The sequence below is a fragment of the Phenylobacterium sp. genome (assembly GCF_004299445.1).
Taxonomy (GTDB): domain Bacteria; phylum Pseudomonadota; class Alphaproteobacteria; order Caulobacterales; family Caulobacteraceae; genus Phenylobacterium.
On record NZ_SCTC01000024.1, the window covers coordinates 1 to 23,751 of the forward strand.

The 23,751-nt window shown below is 70.7% G+C and carries 21 protein-coding genes; 15 read left to right on the plus strand and 6 right to left on the minus strand.

Features of this window, described 5'->3' with window-relative positions; translation table 11 throughout:
• The first annotated feature begins 473 nt into the window (after positions 1-473).
• Positions 474-3,443 carry a TonB-dependent receptor gene (locus tag EPN98_RS06570; protein WP_293361766.1) on the plus strand — a complete coding sequence of 990 codons (2,970 nt, stop codon included), beginning with the start codon at positions 474-476 and terminating at the stop codon, positions 3,441-3,443.
• A gap of 113 nt (positions 3,444-3,556) precedes the next feature.
• Here EPN98_RS06570 and EPN98_RS06575 read toward each other — a convergent pair whose 3' ends face one another.
• Positions 3,557-3,898 (minus strand): UrcA family protein, encoded by a 342-nt coding sequence (locus EPN98_RS06575; protein ID WP_293361767.1) that lies wholly within the window; start codon positions 3,896-3,898, stop codon positions 3,557-3,559.
• Between the two features lie 161 nt (positions 3,899-4,059).
• Here EPN98_RS06575 and EPN98_RS06580 point away from each other — a divergent pair, with 161 nt between their 5' ends.
• The 3 genes from EPN98_RS06580 (at position 4,060) to EPN98_RS06590 (ending at position 8,579) form a co-directional block, all read left to right on the plus strand.
• Positions 4,060-5,937: a winged helix-turn-helix domain-containing protein gene (locus EPN98_RS06580; protein WP_293361768.1), complete on the plus strand. Its 1,878-nt coding sequence runs from the start codon at positions 4,060-4,062 to the stop codon at positions 5,935-5,937.
• Positions 5,934-7,841, plus strand: coding sequence for a winged helix-turn-helix domain-containing protein (locus EPN98_RS06585; RefSeq protein ID WP_293361769.1), 1,908 nt, complete (start codon positions 5,934-5,936; stop codon positions 7,839-7,841). Before EPN98_RS06580 ends, EPN98_RS06585 begins: the two co-directional genes overlap by 4 nt.
• 531 nt (positions 7,842-8,372) lie before the next feature.
• Complete coding sequence (locus EPN98_RS06590; RefSeq protein WP_293361770.1) at positions 8,373-8,579, plus strand: hypothetical protein; 207 nt, start codon at positions 8,373-8,375, stop codon at positions 8,577-8,579.
• Between the two features lie 152 nt (positions 8,580-8,731).
• On the opposite strand, the gene EPN98_RS06595 is transcribed toward EPN98_RS06590, so the two are convergent.
• Together EPN98_RS06595 and EPN98_RS06600 are read right to left on the minus strand one after the other, a co-directional pair.
• Positions 8,732-9,559, minus strand: a complete 828-nt coding sequence (locus tag EPN98_RS06595; protein WP_293361771.1) for a nucleotidyltransferase domain-containing protein — start codon at positions 9,557-9,559, stop codon at positions 8,732-8,734.
• 17 nt (positions 9,560-9,576) lie between these two features.
• Positions 9,577-10,605 (minus strand): calcium-binding protein, encoded by a 1,029-nt coding sequence (locus tag EPN98_RS06600; RefSeq protein WP_293361772.1) that lies wholly within the window; start codon positions 10,603-10,605, stop codon positions 9,577-9,579.
• A 330-nt stretch (positions 10,606-10,935) separates the two neighbouring features.
• Between EPN98_RS06600 and EPN98_RS06605 the strand changes: the two genes are divergently transcribed.
• From EPN98_RS06605 to EPN98_RS06630, 6 genes are all read left to right on the plus strand, one after another.
• Entirely contained in the window at positions 10,936-11,724 is a 789-nt protein-coding gene (locus EPN98_RS06605) for a hypothetical protein (RefSeq protein ID WP_293361773.1), read from the plus strand.
• A 200-nt stretch (positions 11,725-11,924) separates the two neighbouring features.
• A complete protein-coding gene (locus EPN98_RS06610) occupies positions 11,925-12,131 on the plus strand; it encodes a hypothetical protein (RefSeq protein WP_293361774.1) in 207 nt (68 codons plus the stop codon).
• A complete protein-coding gene (locus EPN98_RS06615; RefSeq protein ID WP_293361775.1) occupies positions 12,128-12,568 on the plus strand; it encodes a TerB family tellurite resistance protein in 441 nt (146 codons plus the stop codon). Before EPN98_RS06610 ends, EPN98_RS06615 begins: the two co-directional genes overlap by 4 nt.
• 29 nt (positions 12,569-12,597) lie before the next feature.
• A complete protein-coding gene (locus EPN98_RS06620) occupies positions 12,598-13,194 on the plus strand; it encodes a DedA family protein (RefSeq protein WP_293361776.1) in 597 nt (198 codons plus the stop codon).
• Positions 13,195-13,311: 117 nt separating this feature from the next.
• On the plus strand, positions 13,312-13,998 hold the full coding sequence (locus EPN98_RS06625) for a hypothetical protein (protein ID WP_293361777.1): 687 nt from the start codon (positions 13,312-13,314) through the stop codon (positions 13,996-13,998).
• Positions 13,999-14,213: 215 nt separating this feature from the next.
• Positions 14,214-14,624 carry a RidA family protein gene (locus EPN98_RS06630; RefSeq protein ID WP_293361778.1) on the plus strand — a complete coding sequence of 137 codons (411 nt, stop codon included), beginning with the start codon at positions 14,214-14,216 and terminating at the stop codon, positions 14,622-14,624.
• Between the two features lie 42 nt (positions 14,625-14,666).
• On the opposite strand, the gene EPN98_RS06635 is transcribed toward EPN98_RS06630, so the two are convergent.
• Positions 14,667-15,437 carry a PEPxxWA-CTERM sorting domain-containing protein gene (locus tag EPN98_RS06635; protein ID WP_293361779.1) on the minus strand — a complete coding sequence of 257 codons (771 nt, stop codon included), beginning with the start codon at positions 15,435-15,437 and terminating at the stop codon, positions 14,667-14,669.
• Positions 15,438-15,626: 189 nt separating this feature from the next.
• Here EPN98_RS06635 and EPN98_RS06640 point away from each other — a divergent pair, with 189 nt between their 5' ends.
• Together EPN98_RS06640 and EPN98_RS06645 are read left to right on the plus strand one after the other, a co-directional pair.
• Positions 15,627-16,001 (plus strand): VOC family protein, encoded by a 375-nt coding sequence (locus EPN98_RS06640; protein ID WP_293361780.1) that lies wholly within the window; start codon positions 15,627-15,629, stop codon positions 15,999-16,001.
• 4 nt (positions 16,002-16,005) lie between these two features.
• Complete coding sequence (locus EPN98_RS06645; RefSeq protein WP_293361781.1) at positions 16,006-16,254, plus strand: hypothetical protein; 249 nt, start codon at positions 16,006-16,008, stop codon at positions 16,252-16,254.
• Between the two features lie 14 nt (positions 16,255-16,268).
• Here EPN98_RS06645 and pdeM read toward each other — a convergent pair whose 3' ends face one another.
• Together pdeM and EPN98_RS06655 are read right to left on the minus strand one after the other, a co-directional pair.
• Positions 16,269-16,928 carry a ligase-associated DNA damage response endonuclease PdeM gene (gene pdeM, locus EPN98_RS06650; protein ID WP_293361782.1) on the minus strand — a complete coding sequence of 220 codons (660 nt, stop codon included), beginning with the start codon at positions 16,926-16,928 and terminating at the stop codon, positions 16,269-16,271.
• Between the two features lie 119 nt (positions 16,929-17,047).
• The gene (locus tag EPN98_RS06655; protein WP_293361783.1) at positions 17,048-19,660 is read right to left on the minus strand and encodes a ligase-associated DNA damage response DEXH box helicase; all 2,613 of its coding nucleotides are present in this window, start codon (positions 19,658-19,660) and stop codon (positions 17,048-17,050) included.
• Between the two features lie 92 nt (positions 19,661-19,752).
• Between EPN98_RS06655 and EPN98_RS06660 the strand changes: the two genes are divergently transcribed.
• From EPN98_RS06660 to EPN98_RS06670, 3 genes are all read left to right on the plus strand, one after another.
• A complete protein-coding gene (locus EPN98_RS06660) occupies positions 19,753-20,496 on the plus strand; it encodes a methyltransferase domain-containing protein (RefSeq protein ID WP_293361784.1) in 744 nt (247 codons plus the stop codon).
• A 5-nt stretch (positions 20,497-20,501) separates the two neighbouring features.
• The gene (locus tag EPN98_RS06665) at positions 20,502-21,782 is read left to right on the plus strand and encodes a C69 family dipeptidase (protein WP_293361785.1); all 1,281 of its coding nucleotides are present in this window, start codon (positions 20,502-20,504) and stop codon (positions 21,780-21,782) included.
• Positions 21,783-21,889: 107 nt separating this feature from the next.
• On the plus strand, positions 21,890-23,716 hold the full coding sequence (locus EPN98_RS06670; RefSeq protein WP_293361786.1) for a DUF885 family protein: 1,827 nt from the start codon (positions 21,890-21,892) through the stop codon (positions 23,714-23,716).
• Positions 23,717-23,751: the final 35 nt, after the last annotated feature.

A 23,751-nucleotide genomic window follows, 5' to 3' on the forward strand; every position in this document is an offset into this window, starting at 1 on the left:
GGGGGGGGGGGGGGGGGGGGGGGGGGGAGGGGGGGGGGGGGGGGGGGGGGGGGGGGGGGGGGGGGGGGGGGGGTGGGGGGCGCGCCGAGGCCGGGGTGGCCGGCGGCGGGGTCAGGGCCGAAGGCGCTGGCCGCGTCGGGGGTCGCGCCGGGATCGGCCACGGCGCAGCGGGGCCCCGGGAGGACGACGAGGGCGGGGGCGAGCGCTGCGGTGGCGGGGGGGAGAGTCACCCGGGGAGGTTACGCGGCGGGCGGGTCGAACGGAAGGGGAACCGGGGACCGGTAGCGACTCAAAGGCGAAGTTCGATTGGTCCGCTGGTCGGCGCCCTGCCTGGCACGACCAGAGGCGAACGTCTGGCGCGTTGGAGACGAGGCGATCTGCGCGCGATGCAGAATGTGCTTTAGCTGTGGCCGCATCGCTTGACTGCTACCTCTTCCGCTCCCCCAATCGAGCGGTCAGGCGGGGAGGGTCTATTGCCACGAAAGTGGGCTCGCGGGCGTACGGTGCGACTGGGCGCGGTGGTGCTCGGGGGGGTTGCTGCGGCGCTGGCCTCGACGGCGCATGCGGAGCTCACGACGGTCGACGAGCTCATTGTCACGGGCACGCGCCTCCCGCCGTCCGGCGCGACCGCCGGCGGGCCCGCAATCTCGGTCGACAGGGCCGACCTGGAGAGGACCGGCTCTGGAACGCTTGAAACCCACCTCAACACCTTGCCGCAGGTGTCTCCGACCTTTGGCGCCGCCGCCAACAACCCCAATGCCGACGGCGCGGCCTTTATCGACCTCCGCGGCCTAGGTGAATCCCGCAACCTCGTGCTGATCGATGGTCGTCGGGTGATCGGAGCCAATGCGGCCGGGGCCGTCGACCTGAACGCGATCCCTGCCGGCCTGGTGGACCGCGTCGAGCTAACCACGGGCGGCGCGTCGGCAGTCTACGGGGCCGACGCCGTGGCCGGTGTCGTCAACCTGATCCTGCGGCGCGGGCTGGATGGCGTGGAGTTGTCGGGCCGCACCGGGGTGACCGAGCGCGGCGACGGCCGCCAGCACCAGATCGACCTGGGGCTGGGGCGTTCGTTCGGGCCGCTGCGGCTCATGGCCGGCGGAAGCTGGCTCCGGCGCGATGAGGTCGGCAAGGGTGAGCGGGCGTTCTCTTCGCAGGCCGCGGGTCCGAGCGGCTTCTTCCCGACGGGCGCGTATGTCGTCGCCGGGCCCAATCAGCCGAGTCAGGCGGCCATCAACGCCGTGTTCGGCCGGTACGGCGTGGCGCCTGGCGCGGTCCCGCGCAACGGCGGCTTCGGCGGCTTCGGGTTCAACGACGACGGCACCCTGTTCTCGTCAGGCGTGCGCAATTCACCGATCGACGTCCAGAATTTCCGGGGCTCGCGCGACGATCAGACGCGCCTGTTCCCGGATGTCTATGCTTTCAACTTCGAGCCCTTCAACAAACTGATCCTTCCCCTCGAGCGCCGCACTGCCGCGCTTATCGGGGAGGCGGAAGTCAGTGAGCGGGTCGAGCTCTACGGACAGGCGCTCTTCGCCCACTACACGGCTCAGACGTCGCTGGCCCCGACGCCAGCGCCCACCGACACCAACCCGCTCTTCCCCCAGCTGGTGGTACCCTTGTTCGTGATCCCGGTGACTCATCCGCTGATCCCGAGCGACCTGGCCCAGCTGCTGGCCTCGCGCACCGGCGACACCCCACCGATCCCGGGCGCCGGCGCAACCGAGAGCTTCCTCTATCGCTTGAGGACCGCGGACTTCGGCGCGCGAACCCTCGATTACAAGGTCCAGACGCGGCACGTGGTGGGTGGCGTTCGCGCCGACCTGCCGGGCGACTGGCGGGCCGACGGCTACGTCTCGCTTGGCCGCTACGCCCGACGAGAGACCCAGGGCGGGCTGTTGGCCGTAGTGCGCCTGCAGCAGCTCCTCAGCTCGCCCACGGCCGGCCGCGACCTGTGCGATGGAGGGTTCAACCCGTTCGGGGTCGAACTGGGAGCGGCCTGCCTGGACTTCGTGCGGACCCAGGGCGTGAACCGCACCCGCATCATCCAGCAGAACGTCGTGGTCTCCGCATCGGGTCCGGTCTTCACCCTGCCCGCGGGCCAGGTCACCCTGGCGTTGGGCGCCGAGCAGCGGGAGACCCGTTTCCGGCTGACCCCGGACCCGGGCATCCGCGCTGCCGAGGTGGCCGGCTTCAACCCCGTTCTGCCGCTGTCAGGTCGATTGACATTCCGCGACGTCTTCGCCGAAGCCGCGCTGCCGCTCTGGCGGGGCGCGGAGGACAATCCGTTTGCCGATGCTGTGGTCGGTGCGCGGATCAGCGACGACGCCGACGGAGGGGTGGCCCGCTCCTACAAGGCCGAACTGAGTCTGCGGCCCGCGGCCGGCCTCAGACTGCGCGGCACATATCAGCGTGCGGTGCGCGCCCCGAACGTGGATGAGCGATATGCTCCTGTCGTGAACGGCTTCGCAACGGCGTCCGACCCCTGCTCGGCCGACAGTGCGCAGCGCACCACCCAGGTGCTGGCCCTCTGCCAAGCCCAGGCCGTCGCGCTGGGCCTGCCGGCCAGCTTCGCCACCGCGTTCCGACAATTCGGGCTGGACGTCGGCGCGGTGACAGGCGGCAACCCCAACCTGGACTCGGAGTTCGCTGACACGTTCACGCTGGGTTTCGTTTGGCGCCCGAAGCTGGTGGGCGGTTGGTTGCGGGATGTTCAGGTGACGGCCGACGGGTATGACATCAACCTGAGCGGCGCGATCGGATCCGGCGACCCGCAGGTGGCGCTCAACGCCTGTTACAACATCGGCGGCGGCAACCCCGGCTATGACCCGCAGCACCCAGCCTGTCGCGACCTGTCGCGCACGGCGGTGGACTTCAGCCTCTTCGGCCTGGACGCCCGGCAGGTGAACCAGGCCCGGATCCGCACCTCCGGGATCGACGTCACAGGCGGCGCCACCTTCGACCTGGCGGAGTGGTGGGCGCAGCCGGTCCTCGGACAGCTCGAGGCGCGGCTCCTGCTGAGCTGGCTGGGGCGGTTCGAGGAACAGGCCTCCGCCGCACGGCCCGCCTTGAAGACGCAGGGCACGGCCTCGGATTCTTCCACCGGCTACCAGAGCCTGCCGCGCTGGAAGGGTCGCGCCGACCTAGTCTGGCGTTCGGGAGACTTCGAGGCGGCCGTCGCGACCCGTTACACCAGCCGCATGTCCCATCGCGTGACCCGACTCGACCCAACGGCGGCGGTCACCGGACCGGGCGCTGCGGCCTACGTCGATCTGTCCCTGCGCTGGCGTCTCGACGCTCAGGCCGATCTGCGCGCCGGCGTGGTCAACGCCTTCGACCGTGGCCCCGAGCTGTACTTTCCGGCGGTGGATGCGAACACCGAGCCGTCGACCTTTGACGTGCTGGGCCGTCGCTTCTGGGTCAGCCTGACGGTGCGGCATTGAGAGGCGCGGCGGAACGGGTTGCGCCCTCCCGGACCGATCAACCGGGAGGGCGCGGCCCGCACCGTTGTGGGGCAACGGGACGGACGAGCTGTGAACGCTTTCGGCGTCTGCGGTCAGCGCGCCGCAGCCATCACGCGCACCGCGGAGTCGGCCAGCTGGCGGCCGTTGTAGATCTGGGCCAGCTGGGGCTGCACCCCAGTCCATGTTTCGGCGAGGCAGGTCCGATAGGCTTTGAAATTGCTGAGCTCCGACGGCATCGGACGGCGCGGGCACACGCGGTCGATCGCCTGACGGATGCGCTGCTCAAGGACCGCGCGGCCACCGGCGCGGCTGAGGTCCAGGTCGCCATAGCCGACCCGCACGGTCGGCGTGTCTTCGGTGATCGCCTGGGCCTGGGCGAGCGGGGCCGTGCAGAGCAGCGCGGCGACCGAGGCGAATGCGGCAAACGTCTTCATGATGTCTTCTCCATTTGCGTCTCGGCGCGGTCGTGTCCGCGTCGATGTCCCGATGGAGCAGCAAAGACCGCCGCGGCGCCGGACCATTTCCCGACCGGCGAGGGACTTCTGCCCGACCATTTCAGGACTTTTGCCCGATGAGCGCCGGACACGAGGCTGCGATGGGCGTCGACCTGGCCCTGGAGGCCGACTTCGTCCTCGGCTCGATCCAGGTGCGACCTTCGGCAGGCCGGATCCTGATCGCGGACCGCACGGTGCGTGTCGAGCCCAGGGTCATGCAGGTGCTGGTGCTGCTGGTGCGGGCGGCGGGCGGTACGGTCACCCGCGACACGCTGGTGGCGTTATGCTGGGGCGGGCGGATCGTCAGCGACGACGCTGTCAGTCGGATCATCGCCAAGGTGCGGGCACTGGCGCGCCTGACCGATCCGCCAGCGTTCGCGCTGGAAACGGTGCCCAAGGTCGGCTTCCAGTTGATCGTGGCCGATACGGCGGCGACAGCGGAGAACCAACCGTCCCGGCCGATTTGGCTCAGGCGGCCGCGCGCTTTGGCCGCCACGGTCGCGATCCTCGCTCTCGTCTGCGCCGGGCTGGTCTGGCGCATCGTCTCGCTGCCGATCCCACCGCACCAGAACGGACGGGTCGAGGTGGTGGCGTTTGAGGCCCTGCAGTCGGATGCCCAAACCCGCCGCCTCGCGTCGACGATGAGCGCAGGCATCGTGCGAGGGCTCGCCCGGGCGGGAATAGAGACGGCGCCGGCCGCAGTCCCGAAGGCAGACGGGCCCGCCGGCGGCGGCGCGGAATTCCGGATCACCGGCACGGTCGAACGTCCTGACGGTCGCGCGACCGCGAGCGTCCAGCTCTTGGACTCCCGCAGCGGGGTGGTGCTGTGGTCGATGCGGGATGAGCGTCCGGCGGGGGCCGTCGCGGGATTCGAAGATGCAACGGGCGAGCATGTGGCCAGCGTCCTGCAATGCATGCTGGAGGACCGCCGAGCCTACCCGACGGTCATGGACGCCGCGACGCTCGGCAACTATTTCAACGGCTGCGAGGCCATGCTGGTAGGCGCCTATCCGCGCGCTGTGGAGTTCGCGCGCCGGCTTGTGCGACAGCGCCCGGACCTGCCCGGACCTCACGCCGTCTACGCGATCGCGCTGAACCATATCGCCTGGTCGACGGACGATGAGGCTGAGGCTGAAGCCTTGCGTCGCGAAGCCCGAGCGTCGGCTCGCAAGGCGCTGGATATCCATCCCCGCTACGCGGAGGCGTACCAGGCGCTGGCCATCAGCCACCCCCATGGCAGGGACTGGGGGGCGCGCGAGGATTACGTGCAGAGGGCGCGAGCGCTGGACCCCAACTTCACGCCCGCGCACCTCTATTACATCTCGATCCTGCGCGAGACCGGCCGGGTGCGACGCGCCCGGGCGGTCGCGGCCGCCGCTGTCACGGGCGCCGACCCCCGGCTGGGCGGGGCCTTGTTCGAAGCCGTTCAACTGCGCGCCGAGATGGACGGGGCGGCGGCAGCGCTATCCGAGGTCAACCGCGTACGGGACCCGGGCATGGCCCGTGCGCTGCGCCGCCAGATCGCACTGTGGCACCTGCCCCCAAGCGAGGGCCGCGCGACGCTTTTGACGCTGTTCGAGCCGCACCACGCACCGCCGTACCGCGCCTGCCTCGACAAGCACCTTGCTGCAGTGGAGCGACCGCCAGTGCGGGGATTGCCGGCGGAATGCGCGCGCCTCCCCCGCGGCTGGCGCATCCGCATGCTTGCCCGCCAAGGCGACCTGGACGGCGCCTTCGTCGAGGCCAATCGCCCGGAGCCGGCGCCCAGCTACACGACCGTTCACTTCTTCCAGCCCGAGCTGAAGGCGTTCCGGGCGGACCCGCGCTTCATGCCGCTCGCAAACCGCCTGGGCTTGGTCGACTTCTGGCGGAGCACCGGTCGTTGGCCCGACTTCTGCTCCGAGCCGGACCTTCCGTACGACTGCCGCGCCGTCGCCGCTGGGTTCGCAACCGACGCTGCCCGGAAACCCGCCTCATGACCGCGGCGGAGCCTCTTGGACGCCGGGTCGACCTGGCCCACGAGCCTGACTTCAACTTGGGGGCCATGACGATTTCGCCCTCCGCGTGTCGCGTGCGGATGGGCTCGACCGAGAAGCGGCTCGAGCCCCGGATGATGCAGGTGCTCGTGGCGCTTGCACGAGCGCAGGGGGCGACGCTGTCGCGGGACGAGCTGGTCGAGGCGTGTTGGGAGGGACGGATCGTCAGCGACGACGCCGTCGCCCGGATCATCGCCAAGGTCCGCGCCCTGGCGCGTGGCGCCGAGCCGCCGCCGTTTACGCTGGAGACGATCCCGAAGACCGGCTTTCGGCTGACCGCCTGTCCCGGCGAGGCGACGACGCCAGGAAACGAAGCGGGCGGGGCCACGCCAGCGGCCGCGGGGTCGGTCTGGCGGCGCGCAGCGCTTGGGGCCCTCGGTGTCGTCGCTATCGCCGGAGGGCTGTTCGCCTGGATGTCGCGGAGCCCCCCGGCGCGGCCCGGCCCCCCGTCCCTTACGGAAGTCGTGGCCTTCCAGGCGCGGGGCGGCGACCCCGCAGTGCGGAGCCTGGCGGTTGGCGCCGGCGAGACACTGATAAGGGTCATGTCGGCGGCAGGGATGGAGGTCGCCCCGCAGTTGGGCCGTCCGGCCGACGGCGCCGGCGCCGATGCAGCCGTGTTCCGCGTCACAGGGTCCGTGGACCGCATCGGCGAGAATTATGTCGCCGACGCCCAGTTTCTGGATCGCGCCAGCGGACTGGTCCTGCTCTCCGTACGCTTCGAACAGCCCGCCACCGATGCGCTCGGCTTCGGGGAGAATGCGGCGCTCAACATCGCAGGGCCTATTCAGTGTGCTCTAGAAGACCGTCGGCGGTTCAAGCGCCCGATGGCCCCAACAGTCTTCGCTCTTTACCTGAACGTCTGCGACTCGATCGCGCGGGAGGACAGCCCCCAGAGGATGCTGGCGGCCGCCAGGCGGTTGGTGGACGCGGTACCTGACGAGCCGACGGCGCATGCAATGCTCGGAATCGCGCAGGCTCACGTCGCAGCGGGGATGGCGCCCACTGAGCCGCGGGAGGCGGAGAGACTTCGCGTCGCCGCGCGCACCTCGGCCGAACGCGCTCTTCGCCTCGACCCGCAAACACCCAAGGCATACGTCGCGCGCGCGCTGAGCTATCCCCCCGGCGTAGCCTGGGCCGCAAGGGAACGGGACTTCCGGAAGGTGCAGGAGATCGACCCCGCAATGGGACCCGGACGTGTGCCCCTTGCCTTGCTGCTGCGGCAGTTGGGACGGCTGGAGGAGGCCAAGGCAGTTGCTGAGCGAGCGGCCGAGCTTGCCGACCCGAGGACCGCACTCGGCATGCCGGCCTTCCGGGTGCTCCTGGCGGCGCAGACGGGCGATGTCGACGGCGCCCGCGCGCTGCTCAAGGAGATCCGGGCCCGGTACGGCGCGGAGGGAGCGTACGGCGTCGAGTACCCTGTGGGACTATGGTGGGAGCCGGACCAGGCGAAGGCGCGGGAGATCGTCGCTCGAACCGCCCGCCCCCGGGACCGAGCCTGCGCCGAGGCCCACCTTGCACGCGTCGCACGGGGGCCGCAGGCCGGGCGGAAGGGGCTCGCCCTGGCCTGTGCGCACCTCCAGCCCGACTGGCGAATACGCATGCTGGCGCGCGAAGGTGACATCGATGGAGCCTACGCGGAACTCGACGCGCGTTTCGAGGCTCTGCGCGGCAACACCATGTTCCTGTTCTATCCGGAGATGCGGGCCTTTCGCGCTGACCCGCGCTTCCCCCCGCTGGCGCGGCGCCTGGGCCTGACCGCGGCGTGGGTGGAGACCGGCCGCTGGCCCGACTTCTGCGCCGAGGCCGATCTGCCCTATGATTGCCGGGTCGCCATGCGGGCGCCCTGACTCAGCATTACACCGAGTGTGGATTACCCACATTCCGGCGTCGACCGACGAGATACTTTGAGATGACGTCGTCCTCTGGAGAAGCCGTCTGTACGCCCCCTGTTGAAGGTCGTGAGCAGATCTTGTCGGCATCGAAACGGTGGGCGTTACGGCGCTGCACGGGTTCTCTGCCTCCCGGCGGCAGCTGAGGCCTGCGACGGGTCGGCATGGGCTAGTACTCTTGTAAGGGTGCGCTCAGCTCCTCCTAAAGCATCCCCGCGAATGTCGCGTTTCCGCACTGCTTCCAAGTTCCGCACCTGGCGCATTGCTGACATTGTAGCGCCCAGCGGCCACACCGCGCCCTTCATCCCATGGACGGAGTTTGCCTGGGGGCTGAGCCGTCTCAAGGACGACGCCGTAGGCGTCGCCGCGGCGCGGTCGCGCTGGAGGCGCGATCCTTGACACGGCTCAGCCCCCAGGCTCGCAATCAACCATGGGATCGAAGGACGCTTCCCTGCCCTGTCGGGCAGCGGGGCGGGAGGAGAGCGCCCAATGATCGCTGAGCAAGTGAGGGATTTCATCGTCAAGCACCGTCCCAAGGCGGTTTGCGACGATTGCATCGCGGATGGCATCCCGCTCAAGCGGCGCCAGCAAGCTCATCGCTGCACAATGCCATTTGGACTGACGTCAGAGTTCGACCGACGTCGCGACCGCTGTTCAATCTGTGGCGACGACAAGCTGGTGATCAAGAAACTCTAGGTTCCTCCCTAGCGGAGCGGCGGGAGGGTCTGGTCGCCGAGAGCGGCTGTCGCAGGCTCGGAGCCTGAGGCTCGCCCCCTCCACCACCCGCTCTTCGGCCTGCGGCCTCGGCCGGTGGTCCCCCTCCCGCCGCTTCGCGGGGGAGGTGAGGGTCAGCTGGTGGCGCTGATCTGTTCCACCACGCTCCGATAGAACGCCGCCGCCTCGGCGCGCGCGGCGTCGGTCGGGTGCGGCCGGGCCGTCTCGAACGCCTGCCGCGCCAGGTCGAACTCGGTGTCGATGAAGGCGGCGACGGTGGGGCTTAGGGGGGCGGCGCCGAGTTCGTGGGTCTGGGCCTTGGCGGCCAGGAGGGCGTCGACTTCGGCGGTGAGGGCGGCGGGCGGGTCGCACTCCGCCATCAGGGTGGGGAAGTGCATGGGCGCCGCGGCCTGGTCGGGGCGCTGGCGCAGCCAGCGCAGGGCGGCGGCGGGGCGCAGGGCGTAGAAAATCTTCTTCTGGGCCACGCTGGTCCCGTCGCTGAAGTAGACGCGCCGCTGGCGTTCGCCCAGGTGGAGGTAGTGGCGGCCGACGGCCTCGCGGGTGGCGACGCGGCGGGCGAAGTCGGTGAAGGCGTCGCGGAAGTGGGGGTCGGCCCGGTAGATCACGGGCGAGGAGAGCCACTCCAGGATGACGGCGTTGCCCTTGAGCAGGAGGCGGATGGCCTTGGCGAGGTCCCAGCCGTTGACGTCGAGGATGGCTTCGGGAGGGAACTCGATGACATCGCGGACGGGCCAGGGCGTGAGGTGGGCGCCGGGCGGGCGGACGTAGACGAAGCGGCCGTCATAGTCGCTGTCGGGCGACGGGAAGCCCCAGGCGCGGCTGCCGCTCTCGACGGCCAGCGGGATGTGGACACCGTGGGTGGCGGTGATCTCGTCCAGCAGGGCGTCGATACGGGCGACGGCGGCCGGGTCCATGCCGGCGGGGATGGCGCGCAGGGTCATGAGAGGGCGCGGCGACCTCAGAACCCGAAGATCCAGCCCGGTGTGAGCGTGCTGAGCTGCACGTCCACCAGGATCATCTGACCGCCGCCGGTCATGCTGATCACCGTGTCGGCGCCGACCTGGGCCAGGGTGTACTGGGTGCCGGGGTCGAGCTGGACGCGGTCGCCCTGGACCAGGCTGAAGTCGGTGACGCGGTCGATGCCCGCTTCGCCGAAGCTGTGGAAGGTGTCGGCGCCGGCGTCGCCGGTCATGGTGTCGTCGCCGCGGTCGCCCGAGACGTAGTCGTCGCCGTCGCCGCCGCGGACCACATCGTTGTCCTGGCCGCCGCGGATGATGTCGTTCCCCTCGCCGCCGTCGCAGGTGTCGGCGCCGAGGTTGCCGTAGACGAGGTCATAGTCGGCGCCGCCGGAGAGGCTGTCATTGTCCTTGCCGCCGACGACCCAGTCGTGGCCCAGGCCGCCTTGGGCGGTGTCATTGCCCATGTTGCCGTTGATGTCGTCGAAATCGACGCCGCCCGAGATGAAATCGTCGCCGTCGTCGCCGCGGAGGTAGTTGGCGCCGCCGCCACTGTCGGTGATCCGGTCGGCGCCTGCGCCGCCGCTGACGGTGTCGGAACCCGCGCCGCCGTCGACATTGTCGTTGCCCGCCGCCGCCGTGATGGAGTCGTCGCCGCCATAGCCGCGGATGATGTCAGAGGCTTCCATAGCGATGATGGTGTCGGCCCCGCCCAGGATTTCGGCGCGCCACTGGCTGTCGGTGGGCAGGAGCTCGGTAAAGCGCGCGGCCGAGAAATTGAGGCCGGTGATCTCGAAGCCGCCGCCGCGGTCACTGAAGTCGACCAGGAGGCGGTTGATCGTCCCGCCGTTGGGGTGGCGGAACGCGTCGTAGGTGAGGCCCGTGCCGAAGACCCGGCCGAAGTCCGGCGTCACGAAAGCTATGTAGCCGGTCTCGAGCAGATCTGACGGGTCGCCGATCAGGAAGGTGCGGCCCGAAACCCGCTCCAACTGGGAAAAGAAGCTGCCCGGGTGATAGGTGACGACGGCCAACGCGGACTCCACTGGTAGCTGAGCTTCGCCATAGAACAGGCCATGCGCGTGCGCCAGGGGGCGGCGGCTGTGGGCAGGTCGGAGGGGCCCCCCTCCCCCATGCGGGGAGGGGTCGGGGGTGGGGGTGCGAACCTTCAGGCTCTGAGCTGACACCCCCACTCCCAACCCTCTCCCCGCAAGGGGGAGAGGGCTTTTGTTCATCTTTTGTTCTTGCATTTGCGCGCGAATTGGGGTAGGGTTCGGGCAGGGTTCGGTTTTGCGCCTTGGGGGCGGGCCGGGCCCTTTTTCGTGTCTCATCCTCCTCATCATCAACATCTCAAGGAGCGGCGCATGGCGGCGAAGGGCCAGGGCGTGATGTCGCGGCGGCTGGCGGGGCCGTCGGGGCGCAAGGTGTTCTATTCGGCGGCGGTGGCGCGGCGGGTGCTGGAGCGGGTGGAGTCGGGGGAGGCGCTGCGGTCGATCTGCGCCGACCCGTCCCTGCCCCACCGCTCGACGATCACGGCGTGGATCCAGCGGCTGCCGTTGTTCGCGGCGAAGCTGAACCGGGCGCGGACGGCGGCGGGCTGGCACATGCGCGGGGGGCGCAAGCCCCGGTGGGACGAGAGCCTGGCGGCCGAGATCTACTATCGGATGAGCGAGGGCGAGAGCCTGACCGCCATCTGTCGCGACCCGCAGATGCCGTCGTTCAACACCGTGTGGAAGTGGCGGCTGCAATATCCGGCGTTCGGCGAGGCGGTGGCGCTGGCGCAGCGGATGCAGGCCGAGCGGCTGTGCGACGAGGGCTGGGAGATCGCCTGCGCGGTGACGCCCGAGACGGCCCATGCGACGCGGGTGAAGCTGGGCCAGCTGCGCTGGACGGCGGCGGCGCTGGGGCCGCGGCGGTTCGGGCGGCTGAAGGCGATGGACTGGGAGGACGAGGGGCTGGAGGCCGCGGGGCGCGAGCCGACCGAGGTGGTGTTCCGCGCGCGGCGGTTCGAGACCGTGCGGGGGCCGGACGGGAAGGCCTATGTGCGCGAGATCCTGGACCAGCTGCCGCCCCGCCTGGCCGGGGACGGCGGCGGTGGCGGGGACGCATCCAGGGACGAGTCTGGGGACGACGGGGCGGCGGCGTGGGCGTAGCGGACATTTCTGCGCGCGCGGCCTCTTGCATGTTTGCGAACGCTTCCCAGATAGGGGGTGCGGGCCGGGCCCCTCTGGCGACCTGAATGAGCAGGTCGTGATGTCGGATCGCAGCAGGCGCGTCGTCGCCGGCTGATCGCGGCTCTCCCCCCTGTTCGCGATCACGGCGGCGGCGCGCCTCTCACGAGAGAGGCGATGCCATGAAACTGCACCCCAGCATGTCGCGCGAAGAGCGCGAACGCGTCATCGAACAGCAGATGGCCGTGGACCTGATGATGACCCCCTGGGTCTGGACCATGGCGCCCCTGTGGGCATGGTGGGCCGATCCGCCGGCGCCGCCGCGCTGGCCGACGCCGGGAGACCGGGCGGGCGACCGGATGGACGTCTCCGGGGACGCTCGCCGGTGAGCCGAGCCCCCACGACGCTGGACGCCGCGGTCGCCGATCTTCGCGCCCGCGGGGGCGCCGCGCATGTCGAGGCGCTGGCCTCGGCGTGCGCCATCGTGGCCTATGCCGACGGCTGGGTGACCGGCGCGGAGCGGCGGGCCATGCTGCTGAAGCTGCAGGGCTTCGCGCTGGGCGCGGGGCTGGACATGGCCGCCACGATGGACGCCTTCGACAAGGTGACCGGGGCCTTCGACCGCGACCCCGACGTGGCCGAGAGCGAAGGCCTGCGCCGGCTGCGGGCGGTGGCCGGGCGCGACGCGGCCTACCTCGTCGAGATCGCCTGCGCCATCGCCGACGCCGACGGCGGCTTCGACGCCGCCGAACGCGAGGCCGCCGCCCGGATCAGCCGGGCGCTGGGCCTGAAGCCGGCGCGGTTCGGGCTGGCCGAGGCGCGGTAGCGGCGGCGGCGGGGGGCGCTGAGGCGGGCATGTTCGATTTCATCCTGGGCGCCATCGTGGCGGGCGGGCTCGTCGGCGTTCTGCTGCTGATGTTCGCCGAGAACATCGTCCCGCCGATCCCGTCCGAGCTGATCATGCCGCTGGCGGGGTTCGCCGCGGCGCAGGGCCATCTGAGTTTTGCCGGCGTGGTGGCGGCGGGCACGGTGGGCGCCGTGGCGGGGGCCTATGTCTGGTACCTGGCGGGGCGGCGGATTCCCGAGGCCGCGTTCGCCCGCTGGATCGACCGGCACGGACGATGGCTGACGCTGGACACCGCCGACCTGGAGCGGTCGCGGGCGTTCTTCCAGCGGCGCGGGGCCGTGGCGGTCTTCGCCGGCCGGCTGATCCCAGGCGTGCGGACGCTGGTGTCGGTTCCGGCCGGGCTGATGCGCATGCCGGGCGGGATCTTCTTCATCGCCACGAGCCTCGGGACGGCGCTGTGGACGGCGCTGCTGGCGGTCGCCGGCTACGCCCTGGAGCACGAGTATCGCCGCGTCGAAGCCTGGCTGGATCCGGTCTCGACCGCGGTGGTCGCGCTGCTGGTCGGCGCCTACCTGTTTCGCGCGCTGCGACGGCGGCGGAGCTGACGCCGGGCGGGGGCGAGGTCGGCTGACCCGCAGGCCGCGCAGGGCGCGCCTTCAGGCTCTGTTCATGTGCGCTCGCGCGTGATCCGGTCAGGAAGGGCCGGATGGGGGCGACAGGCGATGAGTGACGCATATTTGGCGGGGTTGGCGGGAAATCCGCCGCCGGGAAACGGCTCCACCCGCGAGCACGCGGAGGGCCTCGCCGACCTGATCCGCATCCGGAGCGATGAGAAGAGAGCCGGCGACGCCCGCACCAAGGCGGACGCGGAGGCCGCCCGCGGCGCGCAGACGACGCAGACGACGCAGACCTGGACTTGGGAGCCGCCTCCGGTCGTCACGGGGCGCGGCGATGGGCAGACGACGACGCAAGCGGGATCAGGCAGCCTGGGGATGGTGCTCGCGGGCCTCGCCGTCCTGGCGTTCGGGATCGCGCTGATCAGCCAGATGATCCAGACGCGGAAGGCTGTGGCCCAGGCGCGGGCCGAACTGCACGCCAGCCTTGTCCAGGCGCGGACCACGCCGGAAGGCCGCCAAGTGCTGGGCGCTCCGCGGCCATGGTACGACCCGTTCAAGTGGAGCAAGCGCGGCCATACGCCCGATGGCGACTTCTTCGATGCGGTGAACCCCAAGCGGATCAATGACGAGCAGGCGCGTTACCTGTGCGGCTCATTGGCGTCGATCCAGAGCCTGCAGCTTGTCCGCCAGGGCGGCTTGCCGAAGGCGGAGGGGGGCGAACAGTTCATCGCCTATCTTCAGTTCAGCCTGGCGGCTCGGGCGTCGTGCATCGCGGGAGTGAGGGCAGGCTGATGGGCCATCGTCTGCGGTCGCCCGCAGCACGCGGTTCACCGCCGCTGCGAAGCTGCCGTTCGTATATGCGCTCTATGTCACGATCATCGTCCTCAGCCTGATCTCGATGCTGGTGCTGATCCTGTGGCCGCCTGGGTAAGCGCGCCGCGCTCACGGAAGCGGACCTTGCCGGAGCGCCCCGGGCCGCGTCTGATGGGATCGGACGGAGGAACGCCATGAGCGATATCGAGTACCGGGCCGTGCTGCCCGAGGGGTGGCCGCGGCCGCGGGGGTTTGCGCAGGCGGTGAGCTCGCGGGGCGCCACGACGATCCGGGTGTCTGGCCAGCTGGCGCAGGTGGGCGGCGCGGCGGTGGCCGAGGGGCTGTCGCTGGGCGAGCAGTGGCGGCGCGCGCTGGGCAACCTGGTGACCGTGGTGCGGGCGGCGGGGGCCGACATCCCCAACATCGTGCTGCTGCGGGCCTATGTGACCGACATGGCCGAGTTCAACGCCGGCGGCGCCGAGGTGGGCGCGGCGTGGGGCGAGACGCTGGGGCGGCACTTTCCGGCGATGACGCTGGTGGCGGTGAGCGGGCTGGTGGACCCGAACGCGCGGGTGGAGATCGAGGCCGAGGCCGTGCTGCCCTGAGGGTGTGGGCGCGCCGGACGGCGCGCCCTGCGCGGCCCTGCGTCAGGCCGCAGCCATCCGGCGGCGGCGGAGCGCCGCGCCGGCGAGGCCGAAGCCCGCGATCATCAGAGCCCACACGCCCGGCTCGGGCACGCCGCCCGTGGTGACGAGCGGCGCGTCGTAGACCAGGTTGTCGTAGCCCAGGCCGCCGGGATCAGTGGTGAAGACCGAGACGCCGGCGATGTCCTTGAGTCCGCCGGCGCGGGCGAACCCGAAATTGCCGAAGGGGGCGACCGTGATCCGCTGGATCAGGGCGCCGCTGGTGTTGAAGAAGTCGAGCGTGGTCTGGCCCGGACCGCTTCCATAGAGCTGCTGGAAGCCGAAGTACGAGACGGGCCCCGAGAACATCACCGCGAAGGCGCCCTCGCCGTAGCCGTTGGGGTGCGCGCAGCCGCGGGCGCCGCACGGGATGAGGTTGTGGGTGAGGCCGTCGTTGCCCACCGCCTGGTTCTGTGAGGCCGCGCCGGCCACCAGGGTGAGCGGGCCGGTGGGCGCGCCGGACAACACGTCGAGCAGGCCGTCGGGGGTAAAGGCGTCGGCAACGGTGGTGAGGGTCTGGCCCTGGAACCGCTCGCCGAACGTGGCGCCACGCGAGGTGAACAGCCCGTTGTAGACCGTGCCCGGATAGCCTGAGGCCGCCACGTCCTCGAAGTCGATCACCGTGTTACCGGCGCTCGTGTAGGCCACGATGTCGATGGCCGCGGCGCTGGCCCCGCCCGCCAGCCCGATGCCCGCCGCCAGCCCCAGCGCCGCAGCGAAACCCCTGATACGCATGCAATTCCCCATGATTGAACTCGGGGCGCACCAATCCCGGCCCCGTTTCGATCTACCGCCGCCGCGGCGCCGGCGCGTCCCCCGAATGGGGGTCTGGCGGACGCATAGCGGGGAGGCTCACCCTGGGTGAGATTGACCGGCGGTGCGGGGCGGCCTGAAGTGCCGGCCGTTTTCGAGGAAGGGCGCTGAATGTTCTCGCACATCATGGTCGGCACGAACGACCTGGACCGGGCCAAGACGTTTTATGACGCGGTGCTGGGGACGCTGGGCGTGCCGCCCGGCTTCGTGGACCGCCACCGGGTGTTCTGGCGCACGCCGACGGGGGTGTTCGCCGCCTCGCTGCCGATCGACGGGCAGCCGGCGACGTTCGGCAACGGCAGCACGATCGGCTTCGCCTGCGCCGACGCGGCCCAGGCCGACGCCTGGCATGCGGCGGGCGTGGCCAACGGCGGGACGACCTGCGAGGACCCGCCGGGCGTGCGCGAGGGCGCGAACGGCAAGCTGTACCTGGCCTATCTGCGCGATCCGGACGGCAACAAGCTGTGCGGCCTGGTGCGGATGTAGGGCCGTGACGGTGGCGACCGGACTGCTGATGGCGCTGTTGCTGGCGCAGGCGGCGGTTCCGGCCGCGGCCGGGCCGGCGACCGAGCCGGTCAAGCCCGCCAAGGCCGAGAAACCGAAGAAGATCTGCGTCGAGGAGGCCCAGATGGGCAGCCACTTCAAGACGCGGATCTGCGCCACTCCCGAGGAGTGGGAGCGCCGCCGCGAACGCGACGCGGCGGTGCTGCAGCGCGGGGCGAACACGCCGACGAAGTAGGACGCCGCCTCCCCCTAGTCGTCCGCCAGTTGTCGCCAGCCGACGGCGCGGACGCGGGCGGGGCCCAGGGCGCCGGCAAGCGGTGAGCGGACGAAGAGGCCGGCGAAGGCCCGGTCGCGGATGTTGAGGCCGCCGGCGTAGGCGCCGAAGGCCGGCAGGATCACGCGCTCGCCGTCGGTGACGAAGCAACGCCGGCGTACGCTGCCGCGGGCCGCGACCACGCGGGCGGCAGGATGCAGGTGGCCGGCGACCTCGCCGGGCCGTTGGCCGGGCTGCGGCTCGTGGCGGAAATCGAGACCCTCCAGCGCGATCTCGTCGGCGGTCTCGCCCGGCAGGCAGCGGGGGCCGTCGGCGTCGTGGTTGCCCACCACCCAGATCAGGCGGCGGCCGTCGGCCAGCCCAGCCAGACGCGCGGCGTGGTCAGGCGCCAGGCGGTCCTCGGACCGGCGGTCGTGGAAGGTGTCGCCCAGCAGCACGACGGCGGCCGGCGAGAGCGCGGCGACCTCGGCTTCCAGGCGGCGCAGGGTCTCGGCGGTGTCGTAGGGCGGCAGCAGCTGGCCGCGCGAGGCATAGGCCGAGCCCTTCTCCAGGTGGAGGTCGGCCACCACCAGCGTGCGGCTGGCGGCAAGCCACAGGGCGCCCGAGGGGCGGAAGACGACCGCGGTGTTGCGCACGCGCAGGCTCAGGCCGCCGCAGGGGCTGGCCTCGAAGCTGAAGCCCCCTCCACCGTGCTGCGCACGGTCCCCCTCCCCCAAAGGGGGAGGAATGGGCGCTTCGGTTACGCGGACGTCGTTCACTGGGTGGCCTCGGCGATGAGATCGGCTTCCGCGTCGGCCAGGATCATCTCGCGGGCGTCGCCGGGCGAGCGTTCCTTGCCGATCTCCAACAGGATCGGCACCGAGAACGGAGACAGGTGGTCGAGGGCCGCGTGGCGGATGCGGCCGGCGATACGGTGCAGCATGTCGCCCAGCCGCGCCACGTCGATGAGGCCGGTCGCCGCATCATCGCGCGCGCAGCGCAGCAGCAGGTGGTCGGGCTGGTGGCGGCGCAGCACGTCGTAGATCAGGTCGGTGGAGAAGGTGATCTGGCGGCCGGTCTTGGCCTCGGCGCCCGGGAAGCGCCGTTCGATCAGACCCGAGATGATCGCGCAGCCCTTGAAGGCGCGCTTCATCATGAAGCTCTCCTGCAGCCAGCTTTCGAGGTCGTCGCCCAGCATGTCCTGGTCGAACAGGGCGTCGAGGTCGACGCGGTCCATCGGCTCCAGCGCCCAGATGGCCATGGCGTAGTCGTTACAGACGAAGCCCAGCGGGCCGATGCCGAGGCGCTCCAGCCGGCGGGTGAGCAGCATGGCGAGCGTGGTGTGGGCCAGCCGACCCTCGAAGGGGTAGCAGACCAGGAAGTGGCGCTTCCTGTGCGGGAAGGTCTCGAGCAGCAGCTCGTCCTCGCCAACGATGAGGGACTTGTCCTTCTGGACCTCCAGCCACTCGCGCACGTCGTCGGGCAGGACGGCCCAGTGGCTCTGGTCGAACATCAGCTGGCGCACGCGCTTGGCCAGGTAGGTGGAGAGCGCGAACTTCGAGCCGCCCCAGGACGGCATCTTGGGGTCCTTGTTGGCGGCGGGACTGACCAGCACGTCGAGGTTGGTGATGCCCACCAGCGTCCAGACCTGGCCGGCGAAGACGAAGGTGTCGCCGGGATCGAGCATTTCCAGCATGCCCTCCTCGACTTCCCCGATCTTGCGCCCGCCCCTTCCTGCTCTGTTGGGGCCTCCCCGGGCGGCGATACGGACGGACAACATGGCCGGCGACACGATGGCTCCCACGTTCAGACGATGACGCTGGGCGATCTGCAGGTTGCGGACGCGCCACTTCCCGTCTTGTCCCTGCACGATGCGTCGGAATCGGTCGTAGGTTTTCAGTGCGTATCCGCCGGTCGAGACGAAATCGACGACCTGTTCGAAGTCCTCCCAGGGCAGGTCGCGGTAGGGCCCGGCTGAGCGGACCTCATCGTAGAGTTCCAAGAGGTCAAAGGGCTCGGAGACCGCGCAGCCCATGACGTGCTGGGCCAGGACGTCGAGGGCGCCGACGCGCGGCGGATCGCCGTCGAGGCGGTTCTCGGCGATGGCCTCGCGGGCGGCCTGGCACTCCAGCATCTCGAAGCGGTTGGCGGGGACGAAGAGCGCACGGCTGGGTTCGTCCAGCCGGTGGTTCGCACGGCCGATCCGCTGGACCATGCGGCTCGCGCCCTTGGGGCTGGCCAGCTGGATGACCAGGTCGACATCGCCCCAGTCGATCCCGAGGTCGAGGGTGGAAGTGCAGACCACCGCGCGCAGTTCGCCGCGGGCCATGGCGGCCTCGACCTTGCGGCGCTGTTCGGCCGCCAGGCTGCCGTGGTGGAGCGCGATCGGCAGGCCGTCGTCGTTGATCTTCCACAGCTCCTGGAAGGCGAACTCGGCCTGGAAGCGGGTGTTGACGAAGATCAGCGCGATCTTCGAGCGCCGGATGACGTCGTAGACCTCGGCCATGGCATGCTGGGCCGTGTGGCCGGCCCAGGGGACGCGGCCTTCCGAGAGCAGGACGTCGACGATGGGCTCGGCGCCGGGCGGGCCGCGGACCAGGGCGATGGACTGGGGGCCGTGGCGCACCAGCGCCCCCTCCACCCCTTCGGGGTCCCCCTCCCCCGTTGGCACGGGGGAGGAACTGGGAAGATGAGTTCCTCCCCCGCTTGCGGGGGAGGTGTCGGCGAAGCTGACGGAGGGGGCGTTGGGGCCGTGCGAGGCCATCCAGGTCTTGATGACCTCGGGATCGTCCACCGTCGCGCTCAGGCCCACGCGGCGCATGTGGGGCGCGAGCTGTTGCAGGCGGGCGAGGTCGAGGGCCAGGAGGTCGCCGCGCTTGGAGGCGTGCAGGGTGTGGATCTCGTCCAGGATCACGCAGCGCAGGTCTTCGAAGTAGAGGCGCGCGCCTTCCCAGGCACAGAGCAGCGCGAGCTGTTCGGGGGTGGTGAGCAGGATGTCGGGCGGTTTCACCCGCTGGCGCTGGCGGCGCGCGATGCCGGTGTCCCCGGTGCGGCTCTCGGCGACGATCGGCAGGCCCATTTCCAGGATCGGCGCATTCAGGTTGCGCTCGACGTCCACGGCCAGCGCCTTCAGGGGCGAGATGTAGAGGGTGTGCAGGCCGCGAGGACTGTTCGCGGGGGGCCGCTCGGCGATCTCGATCAGGCTGGGCAGGAAGCCGGCCAGGGTCTTTCCGCCGCCGGTGGGCGCGATCAGCAGGGCGTCCTGCCCGGTGCGGCCCTTGGCCACCATCTCGAGCTGATGCGCACGCGGCGCCCAGCCGCGGCCGGCGAACCAGGCCTGGAACTTGGGCGGCAGAAGATCGGCGGAAAGGCCCGCGGCGTCGGCCATGGGAGGCGCTATAGCATGTTCCCGTTTGGTTTCACCCCCGCTCAACGCGTAGCCCCTAGCGCCCGCGCGCGTTTTCGGCTGGAAAGGGATCGATGCGTTTCGGTCTCGTCACCCTCGTCGCAACATTGCTGATCGCCGCCTGTTCGTCGCAGGTGGAGGGCCCGGCTGCGCAGGCGGCGCCGGTGAAGCGGGACGCGGCCGGGTTCCCCATGCCGGACCGGCCGGTGGCGGGGATCGTGGCGGCCGAGTGGTCGAACGGGCCCGACCGGGACGCGGCCGACGAGTCCGGGCAGCTAATCCGGAAGCTGGAGATCAAGCCCGGGATGGCGGTGGCCGATATCGGGGCCGGGTCGGGCTATCACACGCTTCGCCTGTCTCCCGCGGTGGGCGACACGGGCGTGGTCTATGCCGAGGACATCGTCGAGGCCTACCTTTCCGGCCTGAAGCGCGAGGCCGAGCGGCGCAACCTGAAGAACGTGAAGATCGTGGTGGGCACGCCCGACGATCCCAAGCTGCCGGCGGGCGCGGTGGACCGGGCGGTTCTGGTCCACATGTACCACGAGATCGAGAGCCCCTACGCCCTGCTGTGGCGGCTGGGCGACGCGCTGAAGCCGGGCGGCCGCGTGGGCGTGATCGACCTGGACCGGCCGACCAACAGCCACGGCACGCCGCCCGCGTTGCTGAAGTGCGAGTTCGAGGCGGTGGGCTACAGGCAGCTGTCGAACACGCCGCTGGACGGCGGGATCGGCTACATCGCCATCTTCGAGGCGCCGGTGAAGCGGCCCAAGCCGGCCGACATCAAGCCCTGCAAGGCGCCGCCGGCGCCGCGGTCTTAAGGCCCGTGTGCGACACGCTTACCGCGCTGGCGGCGGCCACGCAGCGGGGCGCGGTGCTGTTCGCCAAGAACAGCGACCGGGAGCGGAACGAGGCGCAGAGGCTGGAGCTGTCGCCGGCGCGGGTGAACGCCGAGCCCACGGTGCTGAAGGCGACCTACATCACCCTGCCCGACGCGCCGCGGACCTATGCGTGCCTGCTCAGCCGCCCCTTCTGGATGTGGGGCGCCGAGATGGGGGTGAACGAGGCCGGGGTGGCGATCGGCAACGAGGCGCTGCACGCGAAGACGCCGGCCCAGCGGCGGCGCGCGCTGATCGGCATGGACCTGGTGCGGCTGGGGCTGGAGCGGGGCGGCACGGCGCGCGAGGCGCTAGACGTGATCGTCGGGCTGCTGGAGGCGTACGGCCAGGGCGGCGACTGCGGGCACCTGGGGCGGTTCTACTACAACAACGGCTTCATCATCGCCGACAGCGCGGAAGCCTATGTGCTGGAGACGGCGGGCCGGTCGTGGGTGTGGGAGCGGGTGCGGACAACGAGGGCGCTGTCGAACGCCTATTCGATCGGCGCGAGCTATGACGGGATCAGCGCCGACCTGGACCGGGGCGCCGCCTATGACGTGGCCGCCAGCCTGATCGACGAGGCGCGCGATGCGGTGAGCTTCGGCCGCGGGCGGTGCGCGCGGGGCCAGGCGCTGCTGGACCGGACGGCGCCCGCGCTGACGCCGGCGTCGATGATGGCGATCCTGCGCGACCACGGCGACGACGCAGACTGGAGCCCGGCCAATACGGCGCGGCGGACGATCTGCATGCACGCCTCGACGGGGGCCCGGCGCAGCCAGTCGGTGGGATCGATGGTGAGCGAGCTCAAGGGCGGGCGCAGCGTGCACTGGGTGACCGGGAGTTCGGCGCCCTGCATCAGCGTCTTCAAGCCGTTCGTGTTCAGCGCGGCGGCGCCCGACTTCGGACCGGCGCCGAGAGACCGGGCCGACGGCTCTCGCTGGTGGCGGCATGAGGCGCTGCACCGGGCCGCCCTGGGCGATTTCTGCGCGGCGCTGGCCGAGATCGCGCCCGAACGCGACGCGCTGGAGGCGCGGTTCCTGGCGCGGATCGATGCCGCGGGCGACGGCGATTTGGAGACCGCCGTCGCCCTGTGCTGGCGCGAGGCGGACGAGGCGGAGGACCGGTGGCTGGCCCGCCTGTCGGGACGCCAGCCCGTGGAGCCGCTGGCCCACCGCCGCAGCTGGGCGCGGCTCAATCACGTGGCCGGATTCGGCGCGGGCGGCGGCTGAAGCGTCGGCTCAGATGGGCCCGCCGACCCTTACCGGGAATTCACTTCGGAGCGCGGGCGCGGGCCACTAAGCCTGCGTCACGCAATCGCTTCGGGGTTACGCCGCCAATGTTTCGCACCGCCTGTTCCATCCTGGCGCTGAGCGCCGCGCTGATCGCCGCGCCGGCCCTGGCCCAGGCGCCGGCCGCCGCGGCGCCGGCGCCGGCCGCCGCGCAGTCCGAGGACGCTCGCCTGGCCGCCTTCTTCCAGGCCGCGTTCCTGGAGATGGCGCGGATGAGTCCCGAGACGCTGACGCAACTGGGCATCAAGCAGCGCTACAACGAACTGGGCGACTACACCTACGAGGGCCAGAAGAAGCAGGTGGACGCCGGCAACGCGCTGGTGGCGCGGATGAAGCGCGAGTTCGACCGCGCCAAGCTGTCGCCCGCCTCGCAGCTTTCGTACGACCTGTTCCAGAAGACGGCGGAGACCCAGACCGTCCAGCTCAAGTGGTACTGGCAGAGCTATGCCGTGAGCTCCACCGGCAGCGCGCTGGACAACCTGCCGGTGCTGCTGATCAACGCGCACAAGGTGGCCGACACCGCCGACGCCGAGGCCTACATCGCGCGCCTGAAGGCGTTTGAGCGCGTGGCGGGCGAGGTCTCGGACGACATCGACCAGCGCACGGCCAAGGGCTTCCTGCCGCCGGCGTTCGTGTTCGGCCGGGTGATCCCCGACGCCCAGAACCAGATCAAGGGCGCCCCGTTCGACGGCGGCGCGGACCATCCCGTGTGGGCCGACTTCAAGGCCAAGGTGGACGCGCTGTCGATCGACGCGGCGGCCAAGGCCAAGCTGAAGGCCGACGCCGAAGCGGCGCTGAAGGGCGAGTGGAAGCGCGGCTACGATCGCTACATCGCCGCACTGACCGCGATGTCGAAGAAGGCCACGAGTGTGACCGGCGTCTGGGCTCTGCCGCAGGGCGACGCGTTCTATGCCGACATGGTCGCCTTCTACACGACCACCCCGCTGACCCCGGACCAGATCCACGCCACCGGCCTGTCGGAGGTGGCGCGCATCCGCAAGGAGATGGACGCGATCCGCGTGAAGGTGGGCTTCAAGGGCGACCTGGACGCGTTCCTCACCGAGGTGCGGACAAACCCGAAGTTCAAGTACCCCAACACCGACGCCGGCAAGCAGCAGTACCTGACCGACGCCAAGAAGATCATCGCCGACTACATGGCGGTGGCGGACAAGCAGTTCTCCACCCTGCCCAAGCAGGCGCTGGAGGTGCGCGCCGTCGAGCCGTTCCGCGAGAAGACCGCCTCCACCGCCTTCTACAACCCGGGCGCCCCCGACGGATCACGGCCGGGGATCTTCTACGTGAACCTGTCCGACATGACCCAGGTGTCGAAGGTGCAGCTTCCGGCCATCGCCTATCACGAGGGCGCGCCGGGGCATCACTTCCAGATCGCGCGCGCCCAGGAGCAGGCCGACCTGCCGATGTTCCGCCGGTTCAGCTATCAGGGCGCCTACATCGAGGGCTGGGGCCTCTATGCCGAGAAGCTGGGCAAAGAAGCCGGCTTCTACCAGGACCCCTATGACGACTTCGGCCGCCTGAGCCTGGAGATCTGGCGGGCCGTGCGCCTGGTGCTGGACACCGGCATCCACCAGAAGCGTTGGACCCGCGATCAGGCGATCGCCTACATGCGCGCCAACACGCTGAGCTCGGACCTGGACATCGCCCGCGAGGTCGACCGCTACTTCACGACGCCGGGCCAGGCCACAAGCTACAAGATCGGCCAGCTGAAGATCCTGGAGCTGCGCGAGAAGGCGCGGAAGGCGATGGGTCCGAAGTTCGACCTCAAGGCCTTCCACGAGGTGATCCTGGCCGCGGGCCCGCTGCCGCTGGACGTCGTGGAAAGCCGGGTCGACGCGTTCATCGCCGGCGCAAAGTAAGCGTGGTCTGGCGAGCCTTCTCCCTTGCGGGAGAA